Source organism: Undibacterium sp. Ji83W (assembly GCF_049340385.1).
In the GTDB taxonomy this organism is placed as follows: domain Bacteria; phylum Pseudomonadota; class Gammaproteobacteria; order Burkholderiales; family Burkholderiaceae_D; genus Undibacterium.
The window spans coordinates 537217-563343 of the sequence record NZ_JBMPOZ010000001.1 but is presented as its reverse complement, the minus strand read 5'-3'; the positions used below and the strand labels follow the sequence as shown (position 1 = coordinate 563343).

24 protein-coding genes are annotated in these 26127 nt (G+C 50.8%); 10 read left to right on the top strand and 14 right to left on the bottom strand.

The features are described 5' to 3' along the window. Positions 1-111: 111 nt before the first annotated feature. Genes ACO0LD_RS02530 through ACO0LD_RS02515 form a run of 4 tightly spaced genes read right to left on the bottom strand, consistent with a single transcriptional unit; the run spans position 112 to position 3452 of the window. Complete coding sequence (locus ACO0LD_RS02530; protein WP_423003392.1) at positions 112-804, bottom strand: TorF family putative porin; 693 nt, start codon at positions 802-804, stop codon at positions 112-114. A 46-nt stretch (positions 805-850) separates the two neighbouring features. After that, entirely contained in the window at positions 851-2179 is a 1329-nt protein-coding gene (locus ACO0LD_RS02525; RefSeq protein WP_423003390.1) for a S8 family peptidase, read from the bottom strand. Then, a complete protein-coding gene (locus ACO0LD_RS02520; protein WP_423003388.1) occupies positions 2176-2853 on the bottom strand; it encodes a zf-HC2 domain-containing protein in 678 nt (225 codons plus the stop codon). The genes ACO0LD_RS02525 and ACO0LD_RS02520 overlap by 4 nt, the downstream gene beginning before the upstream one ends. After that, complete coding sequence (locus tag ACO0LD_RS02515) at positions 2850-3452, bottom strand: RNA polymerase sigma factor (protein ID WP_423003386.1); 603 nt, start codon at positions 3450-3452, stop codon at positions 2850-2852. Before ACO0LD_RS02515 ends, ACO0LD_RS02520 begins: the two co-directional genes overlap by 4 nt. 498 nt (positions 3453-3950) lie before the next feature. Here ACO0LD_RS02515 and mrtJ point away from each other — a divergent pair, with 498 nt between their 5' ends. The 9 genes from mrtJ to ACO0LD_RS02470 all read left to right on the top strand — a co-directional run bounded on the left by mrtJ (position 3951) and on the right by ACO0LD_RS02470 (position 14484). Continuing rightward, positions 3951-4259, top strand: a complete 309-nt coding sequence (gene mrtJ / locus ACO0LD_RS02510) for a JDVT-CTERM system glutamic-type intramembrane protease MrtJ (RefSeq protein ID WP_423003384.1) — start codon at positions 3951-3953, stop codon at positions 4257-4259. 26 nt (positions 4260-4285) lie between these two features. Continuing rightward, complete coding sequence (locus ACO0LD_RS02505; protein ID WP_423003382.1) at positions 4286-6460, top strand: choice-of-anchor D domain-containing protein; 2175 nt, start codon at positions 4286-4288, stop codon at positions 6458-6460. Between the two features lie 126 nt (positions 6461-6586). Further along, positions 6587-7039 carry a TlpA family protein disulfide reductase gene (locus tag ACO0LD_RS02500; protein WP_423003380.1) on the top strand — a complete coding sequence of 151 codons (453 nt, stop codon included), beginning with the start codon at positions 6587-6589 and terminating at the stop codon, positions 7037-7039. Continuing rightward, positions 7036-7275 carry a DUF4266 domain-containing protein gene (locus tag ACO0LD_RS02495; protein WP_423003378.1) on the top strand — a complete coding sequence of 80 codons (240 nt, stop codon included), beginning with the start codon at positions 7036-7038 and terminating at the stop codon, positions 7273-7275. The genes ACO0LD_RS02500 and ACO0LD_RS02495 overlap by 4 nt, the downstream gene beginning before the upstream one ends. Before the next feature lie 15 nt (positions 7276-7290). Beyond that, entirely contained in the window at positions 7291-8487 is a 1197-nt protein-coding gene (locus ACO0LD_RS02490) for a DUF3570 domain-containing protein (RefSeq protein WP_423003376.1), read from the top strand. A 43-nt stretch (positions 8488-8530) separates the two neighbouring features. Next, on the top strand, positions 8531-10435 hold the full coding sequence (dsbD, locus tag ACO0LD_RS02485; RefSeq protein WP_423003374.1) for a protein-disulfide reductase DsbD: 1905 nt from the start codon (positions 8531-8533) through the stop codon (positions 10433-10435). A 45-nt stretch (positions 10436-10480) separates the two neighbouring features. Beyond that, on the top strand, positions 10481-11425 hold the full coding sequence (gene trxB, locus ACO0LD_RS02480; protein WP_423003372.1) for a thioredoxin-disulfide reductase: 945 nt from the start codon (positions 10481-10483) through the stop codon (positions 11423-11425). 111 nt (positions 11426-11536) lie between these two features. After that, on the top strand, positions 11537-13954 hold the full coding sequence (locus tag ACO0LD_RS02475; RefSeq protein ID WP_423003370.1) for a beta-galactosidase: 2418 nt from the start codon (positions 11537-11539) through the stop codon (positions 13952-13954). A gap of 131 nt (positions 13955-14085) precedes the next feature. Then, on the top strand, positions 14086-14484 hold the full coding sequence (locus tag ACO0LD_RS02470) for a nucleotide pyrophosphohydrolase (RefSeq protein WP_423003368.1): 399 nt from the start codon (positions 14086-14088) through the stop codon (positions 14482-14484). Here the strand turns inward: ACO0LD_RS02470 and ACO0LD_RS02465 are convergent. The 10 genes from ACO0LD_RS02465 to ACO0LD_RS02420 form a co-directional block, all read right to left on the bottom strand. Then, a complete protein-coding gene (locus ACO0LD_RS02465) occupies positions 14481-15671 on the bottom strand; it encodes an MFS transporter (RefSeq protein WP_423003366.1) in 1191 nt (396 codons plus the stop codon). The genes ACO0LD_RS02470 and ACO0LD_RS02465 overlap by 4 nt on opposite strands. Positions 15672-15689: 18 nt before the next feature. Beyond that, on the bottom strand, positions 15690-16628 hold the full coding sequence (arsN2, locus tag ACO0LD_RS02460; protein WP_423003364.1) for an arsenic resistance N-acetyltransferase ArsN2: 939 nt from the start codon (positions 16626-16628) through the stop codon (positions 15690-15692). A gap of 147 nt (positions 16629-16775) precedes the next feature. Beyond that, complete coding sequence (locus ACO0LD_RS02455; RefSeq protein ID WP_423003362.1) at positions 16776-17300, bottom strand: hypothetical protein; 525 nt, start codon at positions 17298-17300, stop codon at positions 16776-16778. Positions 17301-17455: 155 nt separating this feature from the next. Beyond that, positions 17456-18361 (bottom strand): hypothetical protein, encoded by a 906-nt coding sequence (locus tag ACO0LD_RS02450; RefSeq protein ID WP_423003360.1) that lies wholly within the window; start codon positions 18359-18361, stop codon positions 17456-17458. Positions 18362-18433: 72 nt separating this feature from the next. Continuing rightward, positions 18434-18943 (bottom strand): EVE domain-containing protein, encoded by a 510-nt coding sequence (locus ACO0LD_RS02445; protein ID WP_423003358.1) that lies wholly within the window; start codon positions 18941-18943, stop codon positions 18434-18436. A 2-nt stretch (positions 18944-18945) separates the two neighbouring features. Beyond that, positions 18946-19308: a VOC family protein gene (locus tag ACO0LD_RS02440; RefSeq protein ID WP_423003356.1), complete on the bottom strand. Its 363-nt coding sequence runs from the start codon at positions 19306-19308 to the stop codon at positions 18946-18948. A 186-nt stretch (positions 19309-19494) separates the two neighbouring features. Beyond that, entirely contained in the window at positions 19495-21501 is a 2007-nt protein-coding gene (locus ACO0LD_RS02435) for a hypothetical protein (protein ID WP_423003354.1), read from the bottom strand. A gap of 212 nt (positions 21502-21713) precedes the next feature. Further along, positions 21714-22550 carry a heme-binding protein gene (locus ACO0LD_RS02430; RefSeq protein ID WP_423003352.1) on the bottom strand — a complete coding sequence of 279 codons (837 nt, stop codon included), beginning with the start codon at positions 22548-22550 and terminating at the stop codon, positions 21714-21716. 393 nt (positions 22551-22943) lie between these two features. Then, positions 22944-24197 (bottom strand): MFS transporter, encoded by a 1254-nt coding sequence (locus tag ACO0LD_RS02425; protein ID WP_423003350.1) that lies wholly within the window; start codon positions 24195-24197, stop codon positions 22944-22946. A 257-nt stretch (positions 24198-24454) separates the two neighbouring features. Next, positions 24455-25162, bottom strand: a complete 708-nt coding sequence (locus tag ACO0LD_RS02420; protein WP_423003348.1) for a hypothetical protein — start codon at positions 25160-25162, stop codon at positions 24455-24457. A gap of 339 nt (positions 25163-25501) precedes the next feature. Between ACO0LD_RS02420 and ACO0LD_RS02415 the strand changes: the two genes are divergently transcribed. Further along, on the top strand, positions 25502-26074 hold the full coding sequence (locus tag ACO0LD_RS02415) for an outer membrane beta-barrel protein (protein WP_423003346.1): 573 nt from the start codon (positions 25502-25504) through the stop codon (positions 26072-26074). Positions 26075-26127 lie beyond the last annotated feature (53 nt).

Here is a 26127-nt window from a genome sequence, read left to right as displayed (position 1 = left end):
ATTATTTTTGCATCGCAATATTTGTTTGGATAATATTGCTTTATTGACGAAAAATTAAGGAAGGATTGTTTATTCTAGTCTGCTTTGCATACCTGTCAAACTGGAAAGCGATCAGAATAAATAACTGGCGCTGAATACCAGGCTATTGCGGGAGTTGTTCTGGTACTTTCCTGTGTTGTAGCTGTGCTGTGGCCTGGTGATGCCATAAGCCAGTTGCAGCTTCCAGGAAGAAAAATTGCTACCCACACCTACGCGCACGTCCACGCGATTACGGTTGACTTGCCCGACTTTACCATCGGGGTAAACCAGCCAGCCTATATGGGAAAACACGTCCAGACGCTCTTGCAACTGGTAGTCTGCATTGGCTTCCAGATACAGTGTCTTGCTATTGAGCCCTATGTAATTGGGGGAGTAATAAATTCTGGCACTGAGATTGTCAAACATCAGGCCGGTAAACACTTCGCCGTAATTGAGATCGGTAGATTTGGGAAAAAGAGCAGCGGTAGCGCCAGCTTCCCAAATCATGCCTGAGCGCAGGCGTTGAGAAAATCCTGAATACAGCAAGATTTGTTCGCCATCACTACTGCTACTATTGATTTTCACTTTTGAACCGAAAGCCCCGGCATACCAGCCATCCGGGGCATCATATACCAGGTTTAATTGCGCCACGGGCTGCTCATTGCTCAGCGAGATGCCGCGATAGCTATAATCTGATGCAAGCGTGATACTGCCACTGACTTGTGCATATGCCTTGCCAGTAACAGCAAAGATGGAAAAGACCAGAATCACGCAAAATTTAAGCAATACCATTCCTTGATAAATGCGCATACAGGAGATGCATCTTATGCTGTTATGGCTGATTTGCCGTTGCTGCTGCTTTTGCTGAAGGGGCTGCCAACTGGCAAGAGCAGGCACACTTATTGGTCAGTCTGTTAAGGGTGGCGCACAGGTTGACTTGCCCGCTGATATTGGCATCACTCTGGTTCACTGGATTAACCACCAGGTCCGCCCGGATTTGCGCCAGACTGGCCGATGGCTTCAGTTCACTGAGCAAGGCCATCATGCCCGAGATGTGCGCAGCCGAGTAAGATGAACCAGAGACGAAACTCCAGCGTGCACCCGGTGCCGTAGTCGGTATGTCACGGCCTGGCGCAATCAGTATGTCATTCGCCAGCAATCGGGTTTTACTGTCTGCCACCGCAAACACGCCAGGATGTGAAGCCGGGAAGCCGCCATCAGCACGGTTGGGGTCCATGGCACCGACTATCTTGATGTTGCGTGAAATAGCAGCGTCCAGCAATTGCTTCAGCAGGCGGTCAGGCGGGCCGGACAAACTCATATTAATCACTTGCACACCCTGTGTCAGGGCGAAATTGAGTGCCTTGCCCAAGGTGAAGCTATTGCACCTGGTTTTGTTTTCAGGTTCTTGCCAGCAGGCTCTCAGGGCCATGACATGGGTATTCGGGGCGATACCCTCGATGCCCACGCCATTGCCAGCGCGTGCGGCGATAACGCCAGCCACACCGGTGCCATGTGTCTCACCTACGTAGGGATTGCCATCGATGAAATTTTGATTGAGTGAGATTTGCCCTGCCAGATCAGGGTGCTTGATTTCTACACCGCTGTCGATGACGGCAACCACCACATTGCGACCAGTCGCAATCTTGCGTATCTCATCAAGCTGCCAGTATTTGTTCGCAGGCTGGACCGGGAACAGCGGGTCACTTTTTGCCTGTGCATCAAAGGTATTGATGGTCTGCACCCAGGCCACGCGGGCGTCCTTGCTCAGGCTGGCGATGGTCTGTTCCTCAGATATTGCATCGCTTTCTTCCATGACAAAGCAATCCACATTCAGCACTGGCATGGGCCAGTCCTCCAGCAGTTTCAAGCCATGGGCGTGCGCCAGTTCTTCCGCAATACGCCGGCGTGCGGTGCGGCTGACATCATTGCTGTAACCGCCGCTATAGCTGACATCCGGGCGAAAATGTGGCGCAGGCAAGTGCAGCATGACCAGTATCCGGCGTTTGGCTTCAGGTTCTTTTACTGCACTCTGCTCCTGATACTCGACAGTGTCAGCGCTGGCCGGGCTAGTGAGCGATACCGCAGTCAATGAGAGAAAAAGACAAAGGCCGAATTTACTCAGGCTATTGGTCCAATTTATATTCCAGCGTGGTTTCATTTTGCATCTCCCGAACCCAGGGATTCAACCAGCTCTATCCCTGCCTCAGAGCGCAGCTCCTTGATACTCTGCGTTAGCCTGGTATCAGGCACATTGAGCAGGTAGGCATTGGTGACCGTGGGGCCATCGATGATGCGGGCGTCGTTCATAGACATGATGCGTTGTATATCTTTGACTGTCGTTTCAGGTTTGAATACAACCACAATATTACCGGAAGAACGCTCACCGCTGCCAAGTACGCGATAATTACTGTCGTCCTGTTTGGGCAGTGCCATAAACGCGACCAGTCCGACAATGACGGCGGTTTGTGCTGCCATTACTGCCGTTCCCCAACGCATGGAATTCCTGCCATCTGTCTTGAACATGGCCAGCAAGCGTGTCAGCAAATTATCGTCTTTGGGCTTGATCGCTTGCACCTGCGCATCCAGCCTGGGCAGCAGGCGGGCGAGGGCACGCTCCACATCTGGAGCTGTGCTTGCCGCCGGTTCACCGGTCTTCAGCTTCAGTTGCCATTGCAGATCATCCTGACATGCAGCGCAGGTTTGCAAATGCGCTCGCACCAACTGCCATTCATCTGGCTGCAGGGTATTGGCGACATACCAGGGCAGCAAGTCCTGCACCTGGCTATGGGTAGGCTCATCATGCTGGTGAACCTGTTTAGTTTTCGTGTTCATAATATTTCCTCCATGCTGTCGGAAAGCATGAATCTCAAACGCTGTCTGGCGTGGAACATCCGGGTCTTGACGGTATTGACCGGGCATTCCATGGTTTCAGCAATTTCCTTGTATCCCATCTCATGATAATAAGTCAGGCTGACGACGACGCGTTGTTCCATGGGCAAGGCACGCAGGGCCCGGTTCAAGTCAGCATCAAGCTGCTGGGCTGACATCTGCTGCTCTGGTTCGTACCTGGTTTCTGCTGCATGATGCTCAAAATTGGATTCGACAGCTTCGTCAAAACTATGTATCGCCTTCAAAGCCTGGCGATAGGCTATCGCAAATATCCAGGTGGATACGCGGGAAGTATGGTTAAAGCTGGATGCTTTTTGCCAGACTACCAACATCGTATCGTTGACTATTTCTTCTATCAAGTGCGTGTCACGTGTCATCTTGTCCAGAAATCTGGCCAGCCTGCCAAAGTACAGGCGATACAAGGCCTCAAACGCCTGGCGATCGGCGTTTGCAATCAAAGTGATCAATTCAACTTCCTGCGCTTCCGGGGTATTTGGACGTTTCTTGTCTGTTTTACCTCGCCATCCCCAATTCTCAAACATGCCTGCACTCTCCTCGATTAGCTGTTAATACCTGCTCAGGTAGAAAAGGTTCATTGCAGCTTAAAAAATTTTGAAATCAGGTTGATGAGGATTTATTGTGTAAATGGCATTATTCGGCGTTCAGTGTTGTTGGACTGCCTGCCGAATCCCGTCAAGGCGCAAGCGTCCCAATTGAGCAGTTGATTGTAGCGCATCACCATGATGCTATTTTTTATCTTCTTCCGCCACATTTTCCCTTCAAATTTTCGTCGCAAAAAAGTCCCCTGCAAGTTCACAAACTGCTGATGTTTTTTCCCGCGTCAAAAAAATATTTAATTTTTCTTTGAACCAATTTCAATTATTGGCGCATTAACCGCTTGAAACAAACGGAGAGGTTTATTTTTTTATGCGAAAAAAAGAAAACTTCTTTCTATCCACCTGCATTGCTTATCGATGAACCTCATCTCTCCTCTTTTTGTTCAGCAAGCGATGTGTGGAAATCAATTGTGGACAGCGGATGTGACAACTCTGTTGCGGCTCTTGTTACTGGCTCCGGTTCTTGAAGAGCTGGTCGCGCGTGCCGGTTTGCAGCAATACCTGATAGGCCGGTTTTATCAGTCGGGTCGCTATGCAAAGTTAATGCCGGTGTTGGTCTCTGCAACGGCATTTAGTTTTTTGCATATGGCATCAGGTTGGGGCGTAGTACTGGCAGTTTTTTTACCGGGCGTGTTGCTGGCGATGATGTACCAGGCTACGCGTGACTGGCGATTATGCGCGTTGACCCATGCCGTATTCAATGGAATGGCTCTTGGTGCTTGCGTGCAGTAAAAAATTTTAATCATTGAAGGGAAACTATGATGAACTTGCATTTTCGTTTTACGCGCTTGCTGCAGCAGGGTATTGTGCTGGGGGCTGTTTTGGCTGCGAGCATATCAGCAGCCCATGCTGCTGATGCCCTGAATGGTAAAAGCCTGTACCTGAACGGCCCAACCGCTGGTGGCACCAGTTGTACGGCCTGCCATGGCGCCAGCCCTGCCAATAACGTCAACGGTATTTTGCGTGGAGCGAATAATCCCACGGAAATCAGTAATGCTTTTGCACAAAACAAAGGTGGGATGGGCAGTTTATATAACAATAAATTCAGCCAGGCTGAAATTGCTGACCTCGCTGCATTTATCGGTAACCCAACTGTAGTAGCCGGGCCTATTGCCACAGTGTCGCCCGCCAGCCTGGTGTTTACCGGAACCACCGTAGGCCAGACCAGCACTGCCTTGAGCACTACGCTCAGCAATACCGGATCTGCTGCCTTGAATATAACTTCGATTGCGCTGACAGGTGGATCCGCTACGGACTTTAATCTTGCTGGCGGTAGCTGCGCAGGTGGCAGTTCACTGGCACCAAGTGCCAGTTGTACCGTACTGTCCACATTCAAACCGACAGCGCAGGGCAATCGTACTACCAGCATCAGTATCAACCATAATGCAACAGGCGGTGTTAGCCTGGTGACGCTGAGCGGTACTGGTAATGCCGCTGCCCAGGCTGGCCTGACAGTGTCAGCCAGCAGCCTGAATTTTGGTACGCTGCTGGTGAATGCTGCTTCAACTGTGCAGACCATTACCATCAGCAATAGCGGTCAGGCCGCATTGAATTTCAGCTCCATCGCTTTGAGTGGCGCAAATGCAGGTATCTTTGTTGTGGGTGGTACCTGTAGTACACAGACTGCGGTCGCCGCAGGCGGCCAGTGCACCATCACCTTGCAGGCTACACCAGCCACTGCAGGTGCTTTTGCGGCAGCATTGAATATCGCCAGCAATGCCTCGAACGGCAATGCCGTCGTTAGCCTGGCAGGTAGTGCAGCAGCAGCCGCGCCAGCCATTGCCGCAACACCCAGCGTGCTTGCCTTTGGTGCCCAGACGGTAGCTGCCGCACCATTGACACAACAGATCAGTTTGTCCAATACCGGCAACGTTGCACTGTCACTGACTGCTATCAAAATCAGTGGTGCGTCAGCAATTACTCTGGGTGCAGGTAGTACTTGTGGCAGTAGTCTCGCAATTGGCGCGAGCTGCAATGTGCCTGTGGTATTCACACCAGCGGTCGAGGGCGATATCAGCGCCAGCCTTGCCGTGACATCAAATGCTGCACCATTGCAGGTAGCCATTACTGGCACTGCGACCAAACAGGCGGTTGCCAAACCAGTCTTGTCAGATACCAGCACAGTACAGTTCAGCGACACCCAGGTTGGCACCACTTCTGCCAAGCATACGACCACGCTGAGCAATACCGGCACTGCCGCGCTGAAAATCACCAGCCTGGTCTTGAATGGCAGCCAGCTCAATGACTTTATATTGGCCGGCACATGCAGCGTGAATGGCACGCTCAGCCCGGCAGCCAGCTGCACCATCGATACCAGCTTCAAACCTGGCAGCGCTGGCAGCAAGGCCGCAAATGTCTTGCTGGTGACTGATGGTGGCGCACAACTCAGCCTGGGCCTGGCAGGCACAGGCATAGCCATCCCTGTCAAGACTGTTACTCTGAATATCAATCCACAATCCTTTGATTTTGGCTCGACCACGATAGGTAATGCGAACCTGGTGAAGCGCTTCACGCTGACCAATCCGGGTACCAGCGCCATAGCGCTGACAAATGCGGCCTTTAGCGGTGCATATGCAGCGGTGGTGGATAGCGCATCTTGCCCACGTTTCCCGTTTAGCCTGCAGGCAAATACCTCATGCGAACTGGTGGTCAGCTATGCACCAGCAAATGCAGGCACCAATAATGGCAGCGTCGTCATCAGTTCTTCTGACACCAGCACAACCTGGAGCATAGCCTTCTCAGGTACTGCAGTGAATGCCGTCACCCCAGCTGTGACAGCCAATGCACCAAGAAATGAAGGCGGCGGCGGTTGCTCGGTTGCCCGTGATGGCAATGATCCCATGTTGCCTGTGCTGGTGATACTGGCTGCTGCAGTCATCATCTGGCGCAGGAAGCAGGTGAAACAGGCGCGTCAGGCCAGGACGCAGGATTAATCAGTAAAGCCGGACTGCGGTCCGGTTTTTCAAGTTTTAGAATATGAAAACTATAGGGCAAAGAATATGAAATTCTCTATGAATATAGGCAAGAGATGCCTTGGATTTGGCATTGCTGCACTAGTCATGTCAACCTCAGCAATGGCGCTGGATAAAGGCAATAACGCCCCGGCATTTGATCTCAAGGGTGTGGAAGGCAATATCAATCTGGCCAAGTATCAGGGCAAGTTGGTGTACCTGGATTTTTGGGCTTCATGGTGCGGCCCTTGTCGCCAGTCTTTCCCGTGGATGAATGAGCTGCAATCCAGATACGGTGCCCAGGGTTTGCAAATCATTGGTGTCAACCTGGATCAAAAAAATGAAGATGCCCGCCAATTCCTTGCGACCACGCCAGCCCGCTTTGTCGTGGCTTTTGATCCTGCTGGTGCGACTCCCCGTAGCTATGGCGTGAAAGGTATGCCCAGCAGCGTACTGATAGGCCCGGACGGAAAAATCATCTTTGAGCATGCAGGCTTCAAGGAAGCGGACAGGGCTGCGCTGGAAGAAAAAATAAAATCCGCATTGGGAGCAATCAAATGAAGAGCACAGGAAAGAAAACCACGTCTCTGGTACTGATAGCCAGCGCTGCATTTGCGCTGTCTGGTTGCAGCACGATCAAAGCCGTGCAGCCCTGGGAAAAAGGCAATCTGGCGAAATCTGCCATGACCTTTGAAAACGACAGGCTCGAATCCCGCTATGGCGAACACATCTACACCAGCCGCGAATCAGCTTCTGGTGGTGCAGGTGTAGGCGGTGGCGGTTGTGGTTGCAACTAATCTGAGAATTTCGACATGACTAAAATTACTGCTCCCCATACTGCTCCTCTTATTGCTTCGACTGTATCTGAAACCTTGCCAACTTCACCTGACATGCAAACCATAGGTGCAGCACTGCTGACTGCTGCCTTGCTATTACACGGTGTGGTCAAGGCCGAAACACCGCCTGAACATGCCAGCCTCAGTCTCAAATATCTGAACTATGAAGAAAAACAGGCAGGCCTGAAACGCATTACTGCAAACTCACCTTCGCTCTCACTGATTACTCCCCTGGGTGCAGACTGGTCGCTGGATGCTACCCTGACTTCAGATGACGTTTCCGGTGCTTCGCCACGTTACCATACCGCCATTTCTGGCGCATCACGCATGAATGACCAGCGTACTGCCGGTGATGTGGCGTTTACCCGCTACTTCTCACGCGCCAGCCTGACAGTCGGCACTGCATATTCAACCGAGCATGATTACGAGTCACGTGCCTTGTCTGCAACCGGGAGTTTTTCTTCAGAAGATAAAAATACGACATGGACTGTCGGTCTGGGTGGCAGCCATGACCGTATCAATCCTACCAACCTGATCGTCAAGAACGAGACCAAGAAAACCATGAGTATCATGGCAGGTGTCACGCAGATTTTAACTGCCGAAGACATCGCTCAATTGACGCTCAGTCATAGCAGGGGAGAAGGATATTTTTCTGATCCCTACAAGGCACTTGACCGCAGACCAAGAGAGCGCAACCAGACTACCCTGTTAGCCCGCTGGAACCACCACTTCCTGGGGACGGGCGGCACGGGCCGCTTCAGCTATCGCTATTACAGCGACAGCTACGACGTCAAGGCACATACCCTGACGGCAGAATATGTACAGCCATTTTCACAAGGATGGACAGTCACACCATCGTTGCGTGTGTATACCCAAAGTGCGGCCAGTTTCTATTTTGACCCTGTCTATGATGCGCAACTCGGCGCACCGTTCCCGCCAGGCTATCAGTTTACGTCTACCCAGCCCACATCTGCTGACCAGCGCCTATCAGGTTTTGGCGCACTCACCTTTGGCTTCAAGGTAAGCAAGCAATTGACCAGTGACTGGACAGTAGACATCAAGCTGGAAAACTATGAGCAACGCGGTAGCTGGCGACTGTTCCACAAGGGCAGCCCTGGTCTGGCAGCACTGAAGGCGCAGAGTATACAACTGGGTATCAGCAAACAGTGGTAGCAGCTTTGTCATTGACTTGCCGCTCAAAAATTCAGGAGTTCAAATGAAGCATCATATTTTTTATAAGTGGTTCTCTGTATGGCGGCTGTTGTCGCTATTGCCGGTATTGTTGATAGCGAGCTTATTGCATCCGCTTGCCCATGCAGATGACTTTCTGGAGCCAGAACGCGCATTCCAGTTGCAGACAGAGTTGAAGGATGTCAGCGGAGCGAAAACTCTGGTGCTTTCCTGGACCATCGCCAAGGATTACCATCTCTACAAAGAGCGCCTGAGTTTCAATGCCGTAGAGCGGGGTATCGTTGTTGCCGAGCCTCGCTTGCCGGACGGCATACGCAAATTCGACACCACCTTCAATAAGGAAGTTGAAACCTATAACGATAAACTGGTGGTGGAATTGCCTGTCACCAAAGCGGACAAGACCTTCACTTTGAAGGTGGGTTATCAGGGCTGTGCCGATGCAGGGCTGTGTTATCCGCCCGCGGAGCAACACTACAAGGTGGATACTTCTGTACCCGGCAAGTTGAGTATTGTGCCCGCAGATCAGGTCTCGCAAGTCGTAGCCGCCACGGCAACCATGGCAACTACTGCCGCTGCGCCTGTTGCTGCCAAAGATGCTGCACATACCGAAGATGACAGTTCGCTGGCACAGCGCACCTTGCAAAGTGGCAGCTTGTGGCGCATAGGTCTGGCCTTCCTGGTATTTGGTTTATTGCTGTCTTTTACTCCTTGCGTATTGCCGATGGTGCCTATCCTGTCATCCATCATCGTGGGTGAAGGCAATGTATCGCGTGGCCGTGGCTTCATGCTGGCGTTGTCATATTGCCTGGGCATGGCAATGGTTTATACCTTGCTGGGTGTGGCCGCAGGCCTGGCCGGTGAAGGCTTGGCCGGAGCCTTGCAAAAGCCCTGGGTATTACTGACTTTTGGTGCACTGCTGGTTGGTTTGGCTTTGTCCATGTTTGATGTCTATCAATTGCAATTACCTGGTGGCTTGCAAAGCCGCCTGAGTCAAACCAGTGGCAGTTTCAGCGGTGGTAAATTCCTTGGTGTGTTTGTCATGGGGGCTTTGTCTGCATTGATTGTTGGCCCCTGTGTGGCCGGGCCACTGGCGGGCGCTTTGCTCTACATCAGCCAGACCCGTAATGTGATGACAGGTGCCTGGGCCTTGTTCTCCATGGCGGTGGGTATGAGTGTGCCTTTGCTGCTGACAGGGATTTCTGCTGGCAGCCTGTTGCCGCGTGCCGGTGCCTGGATGAATCATGTCAAGAAATTGTTTGGCCTGTTGCTGATTGCTGTCGCCATCTGGATGGTGTCGCCCGTGTTTCCGGTCAAGGTCATGATGGCTGTCTGGGGTGCTTTTGCCATACTGTGTGCAGTATTTCTGCATGTGTTTGATCAGATACCAGCAGGTGCCAAATTGCGCCTTTACTTTGCCAGGGCCTTGGGCATTACCTTCTTGCTGGTGGGTATGTTCGAGTTGATCGGTGCTGCCAGTAATGGCAAAGACGCATTGCAACCTTTGGCGCATTTGCGTGCGACAGAAAATGCTGCGCAGCTTGCGGGTAGCAGCGATACAGAAAAGCATGCAGAGAATAAATTCACACGCATTCAAAGTGTAGCTGAACTTGAGGCCACTCTGGCCAAGGCGGATGCTCCGGTGCTACTCGATTTTTATGCAGACTGGTGCGTATCCTGCAAGGAGATGGAGAGGTTTACCTTCTCTGAACCCAAAGTCAGCGCACAACTCAAGCAACTGCACTTGTTGCAAGTTGATGTGACGGCCAATAGCGATATGCAGAAGGCACTGATGAAGCGTTTCTCCCTGTTTGGTCCACCAGGCATCATCCTGTTTGACCGTAACGGCAAGGAAGTGCCAAACAGCCGCATCATTGGTTACCTGGAACCTGAGCGCTTTATCCAGCATCTGTCGCGTCATTTTGCGCTCTAATTTCGCGCACTGATACAGTATCGCCACAATATACTATTCACTACTATGCCCACACCCAAACATGCCCGCGTATTAATTCTTGGCTCTGGCCCCGCAGGTTATTCCGCAGCTGTGTATGCTGCCCGCGCCAATCTGAAACCTGTACTGATCACTGGTGTAGAACAAGGCGGCCAGTTGATGACCACCACCGATGTAGAGAACTGGCCTGCTGACCCTATGGGCGTACAAGGACCGGAACTGATGCAGCGCTTTTTGCAGCATGCGGAACGCTTTAATACAGAAATCATTTTTGATTACATCCACACTGCCAAGCTCGATGAAAAACCGATACGCCTGATTGGCGACCAGGCGCAGTACACTTGCGACTCCCTGATCATTGCGACTGGCGCATCTGCTCAATACCTGGGCCTGCCATCTGAGCAAGCCTTCATGGGCAAGGGCGTGTCTGCCTGTGCAACTTGCGATGGTTTCTTTTACCGTGGCAAGGAAGTCGCAGTGGTCGGTGGTGGCAATACGGCGGTGGAGGAAGCCCTGTATCTGTCAAACATCGCCAGCAAGGTCACAGTCATACACCGTCGCGACAAGTTCCGTGCAGAGGCAATCTTGATTGACCGCCTGATGGCCAAGGTGGCTGAAGGCAAGATCGAAGTCAAATGGAACCATACGCTTGATGAAGTGATCGGCGATGAATCTGGCGTGACTGGCATCAATGTCAAAGATGCAGATGGAACAGTTAGCCCTATCACTGTGCACGGCGTTTTCATTGCGATTGGCCACAAGCCAAATACCAGCATTTTTGATGGACAGCTGGACATGAAGAATAGCTATATCAAAACCCGTACCGGTACTGAAGGCATGGCAACGGCCACCAATGTACCTGGCGTGTTTGCTGCTGGTGACGTACAGGACCACATCTATCGCCAGGCCATTACCAGTGCTGGCACAGGTTGCATGGCAGCGCTGGATGCGCAGCGTTTCCTGGAAAACTGATCAGGGATACGCAAGAAACGATAAGCTGCAAACAATCATCAACTTGCGAACCTGGAGGAGGAGAAATTTGCGAGACTAGACTATTTTATAAATAGTCTCGCTCCTAGCTTAGTGAAAAATCACATCTCCCGTCGCCGCGTTCTGCAAACTATTGCTACCACCTTTGCTGTCAGTTCGCTACCCCAATTTTCGCAAGCTGCAGATATCAAAAGCACTGCTGGCGCTACGCATCAATTTGCAATTGGCGAGACGGATTTCTTATTGAATGGAAAACGCTTGCAGATACGCTGCGGCGAGATTCACTTTGCGCGTGTACCAAGAGAATACTGGCAGCACAGGCTTAAAGCCATCAAGGCCATGGGCTTGAATGTGGTGTGTGCCTACCTGTTCTGGAATTATCACGAATGGCATGAAGGCCAATATGACTGGCAGGGCCAGCGTGACGCCGCAGAGTTTTGTCGCCTGGCACAACAAGAAGGTTTATGGGTCATTTTACGGCCAGGGCCTTATGCCTGCGCAGAATGGGAAATGGGTGGCTTGCCCTGGTGGCTGCTCAAGCATGAGGGTAATTTCTTGCGTAGCAGTGACACGCGTTTTATTGAACCAGCCGCCCGGTGGCTGCGAGAAGTAGGGCGTGTATTAGGCCCCATGCAAATTACCCGGGGTGGCCCCATCCTGATGGTGCAGGTGGAAAACGAATATGGCTTCTTTGGCAGTGATTTAGCCTATATGCGTTTGATGCGTAAAATCATGCTGAATGCCGGTTTTGATGTGCCGCTGTTTGCCTGTAACCCTACTAATGCCGTTGTCCGTTCACATATCCCGGAACTGTTTTCCGTCGCCAATTTTGGGGCTAATCCTGAACAGGGGTTTAAAGCACTGGCTGAAGTGCAAAAAGGCCCATTGATGTGTGGTGAGTTTTACCCTGGCTGGTTTGATACCTGGGGTACACCACATAAGCGCGGCGACATGGGCAAGGTCATTCGCGATCTGGACTATATGCTCAAAGTCAACGGCTCATTCAGCTTGTATATGGCACATGGTGGAACTTCCTTTGGCCTGTGGGCTGGATGTGACCGCCCCATGCGCCCTGACACCAGCAGCTATGATTATGATGCACCGATCAGCGAAGCGGGTTGGATGGGTGATAAATTCGCGCAATTCCGGGCAGCGATTACGCCGTATTTACTGCCTGGTGAAACAATAACAGAAGCACCGCCGACAAATCCTGTGATCGCCATTCCGGCATTCAAGCTGGCAGAAACTGCCGCAGTCATGGCAAATCTCCCTGCTGCAGTCATTCATGCCGTGTCGCCACAGGCGATTGAACACTACAATATCAGTCGCGGTCTGATTGCTTATTCCACCACTTTGTCTGCTGGCCCTGATGGCGTGCTTGAAGCGACTCTGGTACGTGACCTGGCCTGGGTATTTATTGATGGTAAAGCCGCAGGCGTGATGGATGCACGCAGTCGTCGCTTCCGCGTCAATTTGCCAGCACGCGCCAGGCCAGTGAAGCTGGAGATTTTGCTGTACACCATTGCACGGGTAAATTTTGGTATGGAAATGCACGACCGCAAAGGCGTGCATGGCCCGATACATTTCATAGCCAAGACTGGCAGCAGTTCAAACCCTGAAAAACAACTCATCAATAATTGGGAAATACGTGCGCTGGACTTTGGTGCTGATGCACGATTGCCTGCGCTGGATTGGCAGCCTATTGTGTCTGACAAGTTCGCTTCCGCAGATGTGATGAAGCCTGCATTCTGGCGCGGCAGTTTTTCTGTCGATACTGTTGGTGACACGTTCCTGGATGTCTCCAGCTGGGGCATGGGCGCAGTCTGGGTCAACGGCATTTGCCTGGGGCGTTTCTGGAATATAGGGCCGACCCAGACCATGTATTTGCCCGGACCCTGGTTGAAGCCAGGCCAAAACGAGATTGTTGTGCTGGATTTGTCTGGACCGGAGAGGAGTGAAATCGCAGGACTCAAACTGCCTGTACTTGATCAACTACGGCCAGAGAAGGATTTCTTCCCGCGCAATAACAGGAGTCAGCTCATGCTGGCTGGTTTGTTCCCCGTCCATGAAGGCAGCTTTTTAGCTGGATCTGCGCAACAGGAAATCCGCTTCGCCAAACTCGCCTTTGGCAAACAGTTTTGTCTCGAATCCCTGGATGATTTTGACGGCAAGGGTTTTGCCGCAGTCGCAGAAATTGAATTATTTGATCATGATGGAAAAATCATGAGCCAGGCAACATGGACCATTGCCTATGCCGATAGTGAAGAAAGCGTGCGTGAAGATGGGTCTGCCCTGAATGCCATCAACGGCCAGGCATCTGATCATTGGCACACGGCCTTGAATGGCAAAATTGCATTACCACATCCGCACCGGCTGGTCATTGATCTGGGTAGTAAGATAAAGATAAGCGGCTTCCGGTATACCCCGCGCCAGGGCAGTGATGATGCCACCGGGCGTATCAAAACCTACCGCGTCTTTATCGGCGAAAGCCTGGTGTCTGCGGCTAACTGAGATCTTGCCTGCACTTGCGCACATAGGGCCTGAATGAAACTGAGGGCTTGTCTTGTCCAGCCATGTACAATACCGTCCGCGCTGATGACAGACTGAGTCATCTTTTTATGCAGCCTATTTTTATCCAGACCATGTCCCAGACAACTACCGTACCTGAAGTTCAATATACAGATATCCGCGATCGTTTGCGCCAGTTTGTTGCTGAGCGCGATTGGGCGCAGTTCCATACACCCAAAAACCTGGCCAGTGCGTTGACCGTAGAGGCGGCGGAGTTGCTGGAGATTTTTCAATGGCTGCCAACCGGCAGGGCAGAAGAGCTGGATGAACAGGCAAAAAAAGCCATCCGTCATGAAATGGCTGATGTGTTGAATTACCTGGTCATGCTGGCCGATGCGCTGGAAGTGGATTTGTTCGCTGCCAGCATGGAAAAAATCGTCTTGAATGCCATCAAATATCCGGTAGAGCAAGTGAAAGGCGATGCCAGGAAATACACCGCCTACGACACCGATAAGACAACAGACATGTCCTAATGCTGCGCGCTACGCAAGGCTGCGAAGTAAAACGTCAGCGAAGCCAGCGAGAACAGTAACAAGCAAGCCAGGATAGGGTAGGGTGAGCTGGTGTGATGAATCAGGCTGGCGATCAGCAAAGGCCCGGCTGCTTTTGAAAACAAGGCGGGGCCAGACATGGCGCCCGAAATAGCACCATAGTTTTCTGTACCAAACAGGGTTTGCGGTATCGTGCCACGTACGATGGTCAGTATGCCATTGCTGAGGCCATACAGTATGCAAAACAGGGCAACCGCCCAGGCTTGCGTGCCCATCAAGATCAGGACCAGCAAGGCTGCAGGCAAAGCTGCAAAGGTGAATTTGCCTACGGTTTGTGGCAAGGCATTTCTGGCTATCGTCATTTCTCCTACCCTGCCCAGCACTTGCATGGGGCCGATCATGGCTGCCATCAATACTGCCAGCGTTGCTGGATGATTCATTTCCTTTAGCAAGGGGATCAGATGTACTGACAATGCAGAGAAAACAAAACTGTTGGCAGCGAAAGCGAAGGCCAGTTTCCAGAAGGTAGGATGGCGCACCGCTTCTTGCAGGCTGAAGTTTTTCTTTTGTTTTACGACAGGTATGGTGCCATCTTGCGCTTTGCTTTTTTTCTGCAGTAGCAAATGCAAGGGCAGACACAGCAGGATTTGCGCCAGGCCATAGGCCAGATAAGTATGTCGCCAGCCCAGTACCGTATTCAATTGCTGGGTCAGTGGCCAGAATACCGTGCTTGCAAAACCGCCAAACAAGGTGAGGGTAGAAATCGCCTGGCGGCTGTGTTCTTTGAATTGCTGGGTCAGGGTGGCAAAAGCGGCTTCATATAAAGTCATCGCCATGGCCATGCCCAGTATGCTCCAGGCCAAATAATACATGGACAGGGTTTGCGCCTGGCTGAGTACGATCAAACCCGTGCCACAGATCAGTGAGCCCATGCCCATGACGAACTTGCCACCGTGGCGATCAAGCAAAATGCCGATGTAGGTGGCTATCATGCCAGCCACCAGCAGGCTCCATGAAAATGCAGCGAACACCAGTTCCGCACGCCAGCCCATCTCGCGCTGGATTTCCGGTGCCAGGATGGCGATGGCGTAATACAAGGAACCCCAGGACAGGATTTGCGTGACAGCGAGTATGGCAATAGTCTGGTAGGCGTGCGGCGTATGCTTCATTGTCTGGGCAGTTTCTGATTAATTTGCTTTTTTGATTTTCAACAGCATGGCAATTGCCGATACAGGACAGGCACCTTGCAGTTGTCGCGAAGCTTGCAAAGCTATGGGTAATTTACCGGTCTCGATTTTTTCAAACCCCTGTTTGTGAAAATAGGCATCTGCATCTGTCGTCAATAAATACAAATGCTTCACACTGGCTGCGCGTGCTTTATTGATCATGTGGTGTAACAGCCGTGTACCGCAATGCTGGCCTTGCGCCTCAGGCTTGATAGCCAGTGAGCGCAAGAGCGCGGATTTGCCATATATCTCCAGACCGGCGCAGCCCAGAAAATTATCGCCAGCGCGTATCAACTGGAAGTTGCTGATATGCTCTTGTGCGCCATCCAGCGGCAAGCCCAGATCTTGCAGCAGGCTGGCGATCGCGGGCCAGTCTGTTTGGCTGGCTGGAGTAATTAGCAATTCACTGGCAAGCAAATGCAATCTGCTCAGGCTTTTGGCTGGTCTGGCTTTGACAGGTGCACAAGTGCTTACTGTGCCGTTTTGTACTGCGGGCAGCAATATCTGCATGGCGGCCCGCACCAGAGCCATTTCTTCTGGATTCGCTGCGGACAATAATTGGTCGGCGTGGTTATTCAATTGCGCATCCAGCAGGCTGGCACGCTGGCGACCAGCCGGGGTCAGGCTCAGGTTGACGCTCCTGCGATTATCAGGATTGGTAGTTTTTTTGATGGTGCCGTCGGCAACCAGGGCATCTGTGGCCCGGCTGATCCAGCTTTTATCCAGGCCCAGGCGTTTCACCAGGGTCTGCTGGGTCAGCCCGTCTTCGCGCAGTAATTCTGTCATCAAATGACATTGCACAGTTGATGCAGCATCCCCGCAAGCATGGTTGCGCTGGTCACGGACATAGAGTCTGGCAAATTCCCTGATCAGGGTGCCGGTGCTGGAATTATCGTTCATTTTAAATATTGGTTGCTTTACGCAACAATCATAGGCGTAAAATGCTATTGTTGTCAAACGCAACTAAATTTGAATGCAAGGGATTAAACCTGGCGGGATGTCAGACGCTGTTGATGAATGCTGGTGAAGGTTGGTGGGTTGAAAATTCTAAGCTGCCTTGGCTGAACCTTCACCCGGCCCTTTGCTACTGCCTTCAAGCTTGTAAAACAGCAGGCACATGGCTGGTGCAAAGATCAGCCACAAGAATACCGTCCACATTTGTGACTGCTGCTCACCAGAGGTTGGCAGGGCCAGGTAGGCCTTGGCCGGGTCAACTGAAGAGACATAAACCTTGAGCTGGGCACCAGGAACCAGTTCCTCTGGTTTTAATCCTGTCATCCTCAAGACATGTTTGGCCTCGCAGCGGGTGCAGATGGGGGAGATGGTGTCGGTGGTTCTTTCCACGCCGTTCAGGTTATAGCTGTAGGTCAGTTGCAATAATTGCTTGTTGAAACTGCCATTCACGACATAACCAGGATTATTGTCGACTTCATGCACCAGGAGCACAAGGCTGCCATCAACCTGCTCAAACTCGCTGACCGGAATACGCATGGTTTGGAGTTTTTGCAGATTGTCTATGCCAAAATAAATCGAAATGATGGCACAAATGACGACTAAGGTTCTGACTATCATGTGTGGCGATCTTGGGTTACCGTCTGGTGTAAGTGGAGATGGAGTGTTGTTGCCATGCCTGGCGAAATTTTACTCGTTGCATACTGCGGCAGGACTAATGAAGTGATAACAAGTGTCAAATGTCTTGCAGATTTTAAGTCTTGTGAACTTCAGACTTATTTGGCGGGCAGGGCTTGCGGCTTTTTATCTGCGGCGATAACTTTGACTGGCATCCATCCAGGATTGGATGCTTCCAGCTTTTTCCAGATTGCGACATTTTTACCCAGTTCACCAAAAGACTGTGCCTTGCTTAGCTTCTTACGGGTGATGGCAGCCCAGGTCGCCATATCATCGCACTTGTTTTGCGTATTCATGAGATTCAAGGCAAAGCTCTGGCTTTTTTCCTTGCCAGGCATGATCAGGCGACAGTAGGTATTGTCTTTGCCAATTTCCAGGATATAAGCTTGTTGCTGCTCATCGTAATAGGTCACGTTCTTTTGTGTGCTCAGGTCATCCCATTCGTTCGCGACCATGCTGACGGTTTGCAGCAATTTGCCATGAATATCCGTGCGCTTGACAGTCAATTTGTTGAGCTTGCTGATCTCTACGCAATCGATAAAATCGCTATTGGCTGGGGCATTGATCAAGTCTGATGATGGGCAGAGAGAAGTTTCAACTTCCCCATAGGTGCTCATCAGCCTGACTTGCGTGTCGGCAGCCTTGCCATCTTTAGCCGCCTGGATTTTGGCGTACTTGCTGCTTCTGGCAATCAGGATGTTTTTGTCATCAATCACATTTACCAGGTCGTAGTTCATGTCTAGCCAATTGTCATAGGCAATGAACCAGAATCTTTGCGGTTTGCGTATGGCATATTGCAGAGATTGATCGCCAGGGGCAGAGCCGGGTTGCTGCACTTCTGCCGCGATTTTGCTGACCTTGAGCCAGTCGGTCAGTTGCAAGGCTTTGCCTTCGCCCTTGTTGTCACAGCCCAGCAGGCACCCAGCCGCGAGCAATAGCAGCGTCGCTGCTGCCCACAGGCGCACTGGCTGATGATAAGTCGGGGGCTGTATGTGTCCTGGCAAGCTTGCTCTCTATGTCTGGGGAAATATCAGGCGACATTGTAACGCCTGACTTGTTCCAGGTCATAGACAGTATCAGCTTAAGCACAGGCTGAGTTGTAAATTTGCTTCTACGTATAATCCTGCACTGTCATGGTCAGTATCAAACAAGTCTCTTGCAACGCCCATGGCAGCAGCAATCACGCGCATATCATGTTCGCTGATGGCAAACAGGCCGAAACGGAATTGATAGCCCCAGTTCTTGATGCCAGCAGAAAACTCCAGCGTTTGCAGCAGGGGCAGGATGCTGGTCTCCTGCGATGCCGTCCACACCACGTCACGCCGGTAAGGATGAAAACCACCACCCATGTCGGTCTGATAGGCGTCGCGCGGCTTGACCCGGCCTATCGCTGTGAATGCCTGCAATTTGATATTGCTGCCAAAGACCTGGCTGGGCGAGTAATACACCACCCTGTCGCCAGCTTGCATGCGGCGTAAAGGCGCGGCCTTGCCGTGGCAGACTTGCATGTAGCCATCTGCCTGACCACGCTGTACGTGGTCGGCAGAGGCAACAGCGATCCAGTTACGGTACTGTTGCGTATCCATGATCAGGCTGGTGCAAAAACGCGCAGACGGTGACCATCAGGGTCTTGAGCCACAAAGGTATAACCAAAATCCATGCTGCAAGGTGTTTGGGCTATCGTCATGCCACGTGTAGCCCAACTGTCATAGGTGCTGTCTACCGTAGCATTGTCGCCTACTGCAAAAGCCAGCTCACTGCCGCCAGAGGAAGTGGCCGCCGGTTCTACCGTGTGTTTTGACCACAAACCCAGTTTGTGGCCGGAGTCCAGTATGAACAAGTAAAAAGTAGGCGATGCTTCTACTGGCGTCAGACCCAGGATTTTGCTGTAAAACGCTGCGCTGGCTTCCGGGCTGTCAACATACAAAAGTACATAGCTTGGGGTCATCATGGTGTTTGCTCCTAAAAAGAGATAGTGTTGTTTGCGTTGATGATGTTGTTCAAGGCAAAGACATCTTAGGATGCAGCAGTGTCAGTTTCTGTCAGCAGTGATGGGGGATTTGACAACAAGACTTGAGGGAGTAAGGGAAGCAAGCACAGGTATGATGAAATACCTGTGCTTGTTTAAGGAGGGAATTTACTTGGCCGAGCAGATGAAAGGATATTCGCGGTTATCTATCAATGGTTCAACACCAAAGAAGTCATTCAATACCGACTCTGCCGTGCAATAGGCACCTTCTACCCAGGCCTGGTCATTGGAATAGGCTTCGCCGACGATGAAGATATTCGCATCAGCCCCCGGTATCAGTTGTGAGGGTTTGCGGATTTTTTGCTGCACGTCGCCGATATCATAGTGCGCCGCCCAGGCATGGTAGCCTGCATTAAAGGGCGGCAGCGACCAATCGATATAGGCAGCATCCAGTGGTTCAGGCACAGAACTGAAATCTGCATTCGGGCCAAAATGGATATTTGCCAGCTGCTTGCGCAACATCTTGAGCATGCGGTCAGGTACTTTGCGCGGGCCCTTCAAGGGCTCGGTATTTTCAGACAAGGGCAGATGTCTTTGTTGTTCCGGGCCCAGTTCCAGTTCTTGCCAGAAAGTCGTAAAGGCTTCGTCGTCATAGGCGGCCAGCAAGCCGTAGACAGGTTCTGTGCTTTTGTCGAGGGCATTATTACCAAAATAGACGACCATACGTACAGGATTGTCCGTCACAGTAGGGCCTATGGTATTACGGCTGGAGGTAGCCAGGAGCTGCCCTTCCTGTGGCACGCTCAGTCTTTCCTGCAGGCGTTGTTCGGTCGCTGTCAGTAAGCTGGCAGCGCTGGAGTACGGCGTATTCATGATCTCTGACTGGCCTGTGGTTGCGGGCTGACTGAGTTTGTCCAGGTAACTGGCAGGGAAGCCTTGCTCAGCCAGTTGCGCAATCACATCCTTGGTGACTTCATAGCTGCTCAGTTGCGGGGCGTAAGTTGCTTGCGTCAACCACCATGGGTCTTTGAAGAACATGCCTATCTTGTAGGAAGGCTGCATGATGGTGGCTTCCATATACAACTGCACTTTTTGATGATTCAGCACATCCAGGCCAGGATGGTTTTCATAGCGGGTGGCTTGCGCCACCAGTTCCAGCGCATAACGCGGCATGGCCAGCCAGGCTGCATCGGTCTTGCCGCTGCTGGATTTTTTGTTAGGGGCATCACGGTTGGCAATGCCGTAATGGATGGCATTGTCGATTTCCAGTATGGAATGCAGGCGGCGGTTAGGCTGGTAATTGAAGTGCACGCCCTTGTCACGGGCCAGTTCAGTGATAGCTGCAAACAGAGCCTTGAACATGCCTGAATAACCCGTGGTCAGGGTCATGTATTCATTGCCGGGGGTGAATTCATTATTTGCCTGGAAGGCCACGGCGGCATTCCAGTTGATGACGTTCGAGGTATAGCCATTGCCGTCAGCGGCATAGTTATAACCTTCAGAGCCAAGCTGATCAAACATCAGGTTCCAGTAACCTATATCTTTCAGCTTGTCACCTTTCTGGAATATCGATGATGCGGGCAATTCTGCCGTGATCTTGCCATGCTGGTAAAAATGATCCCACTCCCTGCGGGTTTGCGGTCCTGTGGTGGCAGTCACTGCCAAGTTTTCTACCGTAGTAAACCCCTGGTTCGGTGAAGTGCTGGCACCAAAGTTATTCACGTTATATGGTGCGGGATTGAATGAGGTGACATCATTCAGGTAAAAATTCTTGCTACGCAAGTAGTAAAGTGGATTATCTGATTCGTTGAATGGGACGACATATTTGTCCAGGCCCAATTGATGAATCACAGTTGTTACCAGTCTGTGTCCTGGCGCTTTGCCATTGTTATGGTTTTTTGCCTTGGTATCCCATTCTGAATAACGCATGCCACCCAGCTCTACATAAGATTTGCCAGGATCATCCTGATAGTGCCAGGTGCAGACACGTGCACCCGGAGCGCGCGAGCCATTGTCATCTTTACTGAAGTCATACTGTCCCCAGTCATACAGTTCCAGCGTATCGTCTTTTTCCAGCAATTTGTTTTTATCTGTGCTTTTACCGCTGAGCAAGCGCCAGGCAGTATACAGGCCCGCTGCTCCGGCACCGAAGATGGAATAGGTTTTGGTTTTCATGATCACACTCATTTACTGGTTTGGTTTGAACTACTTGGCAAAGGAATTGCTCATTGATGATGCGTTGATACGGGATGGCTTTTGCGTGTGAAATATTGAGTATGCTTATGAAGTACAAAGCATTAAATGGGGCGTTAAAACCAGCGATTTATTTTTAATGAGCATCGTGCTCAAAGCTTCTGTATGAGCACGATGCAATTTGTACAGCTATATCAAGTGCGTATCATTGTTCCGACAGAAATATGCGGCCAGTCTATGTCAAGGAAATTCAGTATCACCGTTTGGGTGTATTGCAATTGCATGAATTGCGTACCGTCAGGGCGTTCTACCGTTTCTATCCAGAAGATCGCATCCAGCCTGGTGGCATTTGCGTTAGCCGTAACGAAAGGAATATTGACGATGCCCCCAACAGGTATCGATGCGACCGACAATACCGTGGTATTGACTATCTTTTGTCCCTGTATGGCATCAATCAATGCTTCATTCATATTGGCGACATAACTCTGCTTCATGCCTGGTGGCAGATCGGAGTGCAGATAGGGGTCAAGATAGCCCAATGGCGCATGTGCCATGCCTGGGCCGGTAGGTTTGGAGCTGACAGGATCTATGCGCGGGCCGCCAGGAACCTTAATGCCTGTACCCTGAGCCAGCAAGGAATCGCCATGCGGAATGGTTGATTGCCTGACGATGCTGGGGCCTGCCTTGGGATCTGTCGTTGCCGGTACGTTTAGCCATATACCTGGCTCTATGTGCAGGCCTTCCATGGTTGGCGCATCGTTGACTTGCTGCAGGTAAGTCAGCCCGAAAATGCCGATGTCATTTTGCACTGAGCCTCGGTTAGGAACTACACCACCAATGGCCGTGAATTGTATGCGTTCCGCAGTCGCATTCAACATCAGGCGAAACGCTGCATTGTGTTGTTTGTTGGGGACGGCAATCAAATTAAAACCGCGTCCGGACCAGGTACCTTCGAGTTCGGCAAGATGCCCTAATGGGGATGAGTCCAGATCGCCTGGGGGAGCTGCACGCCTGGGTGAATAGGTAGTCATTTTCAAGATCCTTCAAAGTTTCTGCTACATGGGAAAATCTGAATTTGCAGGGCAAATTCAGGACAGCTAAACCTGGGGGTGAAAGCAGTCTTGTCCAAATAGCAAATCAGTCGCAGATCAGTAGCAGATCAGTCGCAGACGAATAGAAAATGAACCGCGCATCGTGGCCGGATAAGACAGTTATCGAATAGTATAATAAAAAACACAATTAAAGAATTGTATTTTCAATATTTAACTTTGTCTTTTAGTAAAGTGTTGCTGGCTAAGCTGCCGCAATTGCGCAGAGGAAATTAAAAGCAGGAGTATGAGGAGCAAGCATCCCCTAATGGAGGGTTTTTTTGTTGCCATGGTGAATGCACCGGAAGCCGTGGCAGCTTCCGGTAAAGCGATCATCTAGCTGGCGTTGGGTATTCTTTGACCAGCATCGTAATACAGTGCGGGAATTTTTTTCTGGCTGAACATCATCATGGCCAGGCTGGCTACTGCCAGCATGAACCAGTTGATCCCAGGCATTTTCAAGAATTGGGCAAAGTCAAACAAGGCACCACCAGCAACACTGCCGACCATGGTGCCTATGCTTTGATAAAACATTTGCTGAGACATCAGCCTGCCAGTATCAGCCGCAGACTTATTGGCAAAGCGTGCGACCAGCACATCCAGTGAGGGGCCATAAAATACCTGTCCGAAAGAAAGCAGAATCGCAGAAATGACGACGGCGGCGGCACTATGGGTAAACACTACCATGATGGCAAAACTGACAAACAGGCATGCATAACCTATTTTCAAGAAACGGAAATGATCCAGCGTGCGCACTGCACGTTTGGAAATAGGTATCTGGAAAAAGATAATCACCAGTGCCGCCAGCCAGAAGGGCGTGGATACTGGTATCTCAGGCGTGAACTTGGGAATATGCAGGCTGAAGCCTATCATCGGTTGCACGGCAAAACACCAGAACACTGAATTCGACAAATAAAACATCAGCGGCAGTTCTACGGGTTTGTCTGAGTCAGTATCTTCCATTCCAGTTGTACTGGATGCCTCATCTGCCAATGCTTTTTGTTCCAGCGCCAAGCTTTCTTGTTCATGCTCACTGATGGCGCGCATGGCAATCAGCATGAACAAGCCATAAACAATAAAGGTGATCAGCACGATCAGGAACACCAGCTTCAACTGGTCATGTGGTACAAAACTGGCTGTCAGGTAACCACCAACCAGACCCATGCGGATGGCAAAGGCCAGTTTGCTGAAGATGGACGTCTGGTCCAGTCCCTTGAGTTTCAATAAATAATTTTTTAAACCGGGGAAAGACAGGCCGCTACCCAGACCAGCCAGCAAGGCAAACAAGGCCAGTGCCCAGGCCTGACTCAGGTAAGCCATGAAATACAGGGCTATGCCTTCCAGCAGGATGTTGCCTGAAATCGCCAACGGGTGATTCGCCATGCGGGAAAACCTGGTACCCATGTAAGAGCCCAGTACCCGGCCCAGATTCAAGCCAAATAAAATCGATCCTGCCCAGAATCCCGAGAAAGCCTTACCCGTTTCAGATACGATGATAGGTGTATATAAAGCGACACCACCAGACGCAATTGCGACGCCAATGTAAATCAGATAGGAATTGAATACAGGATTGAATTTCTTGGTTTGCATAGGTCAGGGCGTAAGCGCCTGGGCGGCGCTATGGATACTTAAAGCAGGAATGACATGAAATGCTGATCGGCATGTGACATGCATGAACTTATGTTGTGATGCTGCTCAACATAAAAAGTTCATCGATATAAGCAAATCAAATAAGCTTTAAATTGTACGCCTAATTTCAAATACCTGTTGCCGGGCTGCAAGTTACTACCAACCCGGCTCATATGTGGTCTTTGATGCAAGCTCTAATGTGATCCCTGTGGCAAACCCTAAAACCAGATTTTCCCCAGGTACAACCAGGTCCAGCCTGCCATCAGACAGACGCTGAGTAGTAGCAAACCAGTTGCCCCGTTTGGTCGCAAGATACCCAGATAACCAATCGCCACCGTCGTCACACCTTTCTTGACCCGCTTCATGCTGCGCCAGCGCTGTATGAATTTAAGCATGGACAGCACAAAGGTAAACGTCGCGCAAGACAGCAAAGTCACCCTGAACACATTCAAGAGATTTAATTCGCCCAAGGATATTTTTTTATACGCCAGACCAACCAGTGCCATCAGCACCGCTGCGCCTATAGAAATGGCGACGTTGGCATACATGGTCTTGCGGCTGTTGACGGCTGCGTCTTCCAGCTCACACTTGAGCAAGTCGACTTTTTCATTGATCAGTGTGGAGGTTTCATGCTTGATGGCGAGTATGCGCTGGTCTATTGCTGCGCCTATCTGTGCCGTGGAATAATCTATCAGTTCCCTGATGTCGTCCTTGGTCATGCTGCGCTGGCTATGGATTTCGTCCGACAGCAGCGCGATATTCCTGTCTACCTGCTCGCCAGCCTGGCGTATCACTTCCGATAATTCATTGCTGACCTGATGGATGGATCTGTCCATCAGTGGTGCTACCCGCTCATCAATGACACGGTTCAGACTCTGTTCAAAAGCAGACGATGCCTGTTTCAGATTCAGTGGGTCAAACGCCATCTTTTCTCCGGTGACTTAGCTAGGTATAGATCTATTTGATGTCATCAGGGGGAATTTCAAGACCAGCCGCCTTATTGGGGCAAAAACATCTTGTTCAATGGTCATTGCCAGAGTCTAGTCAGATGATACCAATAAGACACTAAAGCGGTACTTGGGCATTTTTGATTTAATTTTTGCAAGCCTTTATATACCCTGTAGATGTTTCCTGAGCAATAAAGCATCAGACAATTGCCATGCACTTTGGTGTTCTTCTTTGGTGCTTTATTTGGTACTCCTTCATGCTTCAGGTCCGGTTCCTGGCTCAGCCCGGAGACATAAACAAATGAACAAAGGCTAATTATGTTGATTAAAAAAATTTCCATCATCGTCTGCGCCGCCGCAGGCATGCTCGCCAGCTCTTTCGCTTCCGCCCAGACTTATCTTGGCGGCTCTGTTGGTCAGAGTGATGCCAGCAATTACTGTAACTACAGCACGACTTGTGATTCCAAAGCCACCAGTTTCAAGGTATTTGGCGGCTATAACATAGACAAGCATTTTGCCGTGGAAAGCAGTTATTTTTCTGCTGGTAAAACATCAATAAACTCAGGTTTGGCGCTCGGCCATAGCGAGCAAAAGAAAACCGGCTTCAGTCTGGCTGGCGTGTACAACTATGAGTTTAATGAAGCTTTTGCCGGCTTTGCCAAATTGGGTATCGCGCGCGTAAAAGCGGAAACGACTTACGATACTTCAGGCCTGCCTTCATATTCAGCTTCCAATACTGGCAATCAGGCATTGTATGGTGTAGGTGTGACTTACAAGATCAATCCTAACCTGGCAGTCCGTGCAGAGTTCGAGAAATACAATCCTCATACTTTTTCCAATACTGGAACATCTTCCAGTAATTTGTCGGCTGGTTTGCAATACAATTTCTAAGCAAACTTAAGTACACGTCAGTAAGTGCGTGGCGTTGATGGATATATTCCATC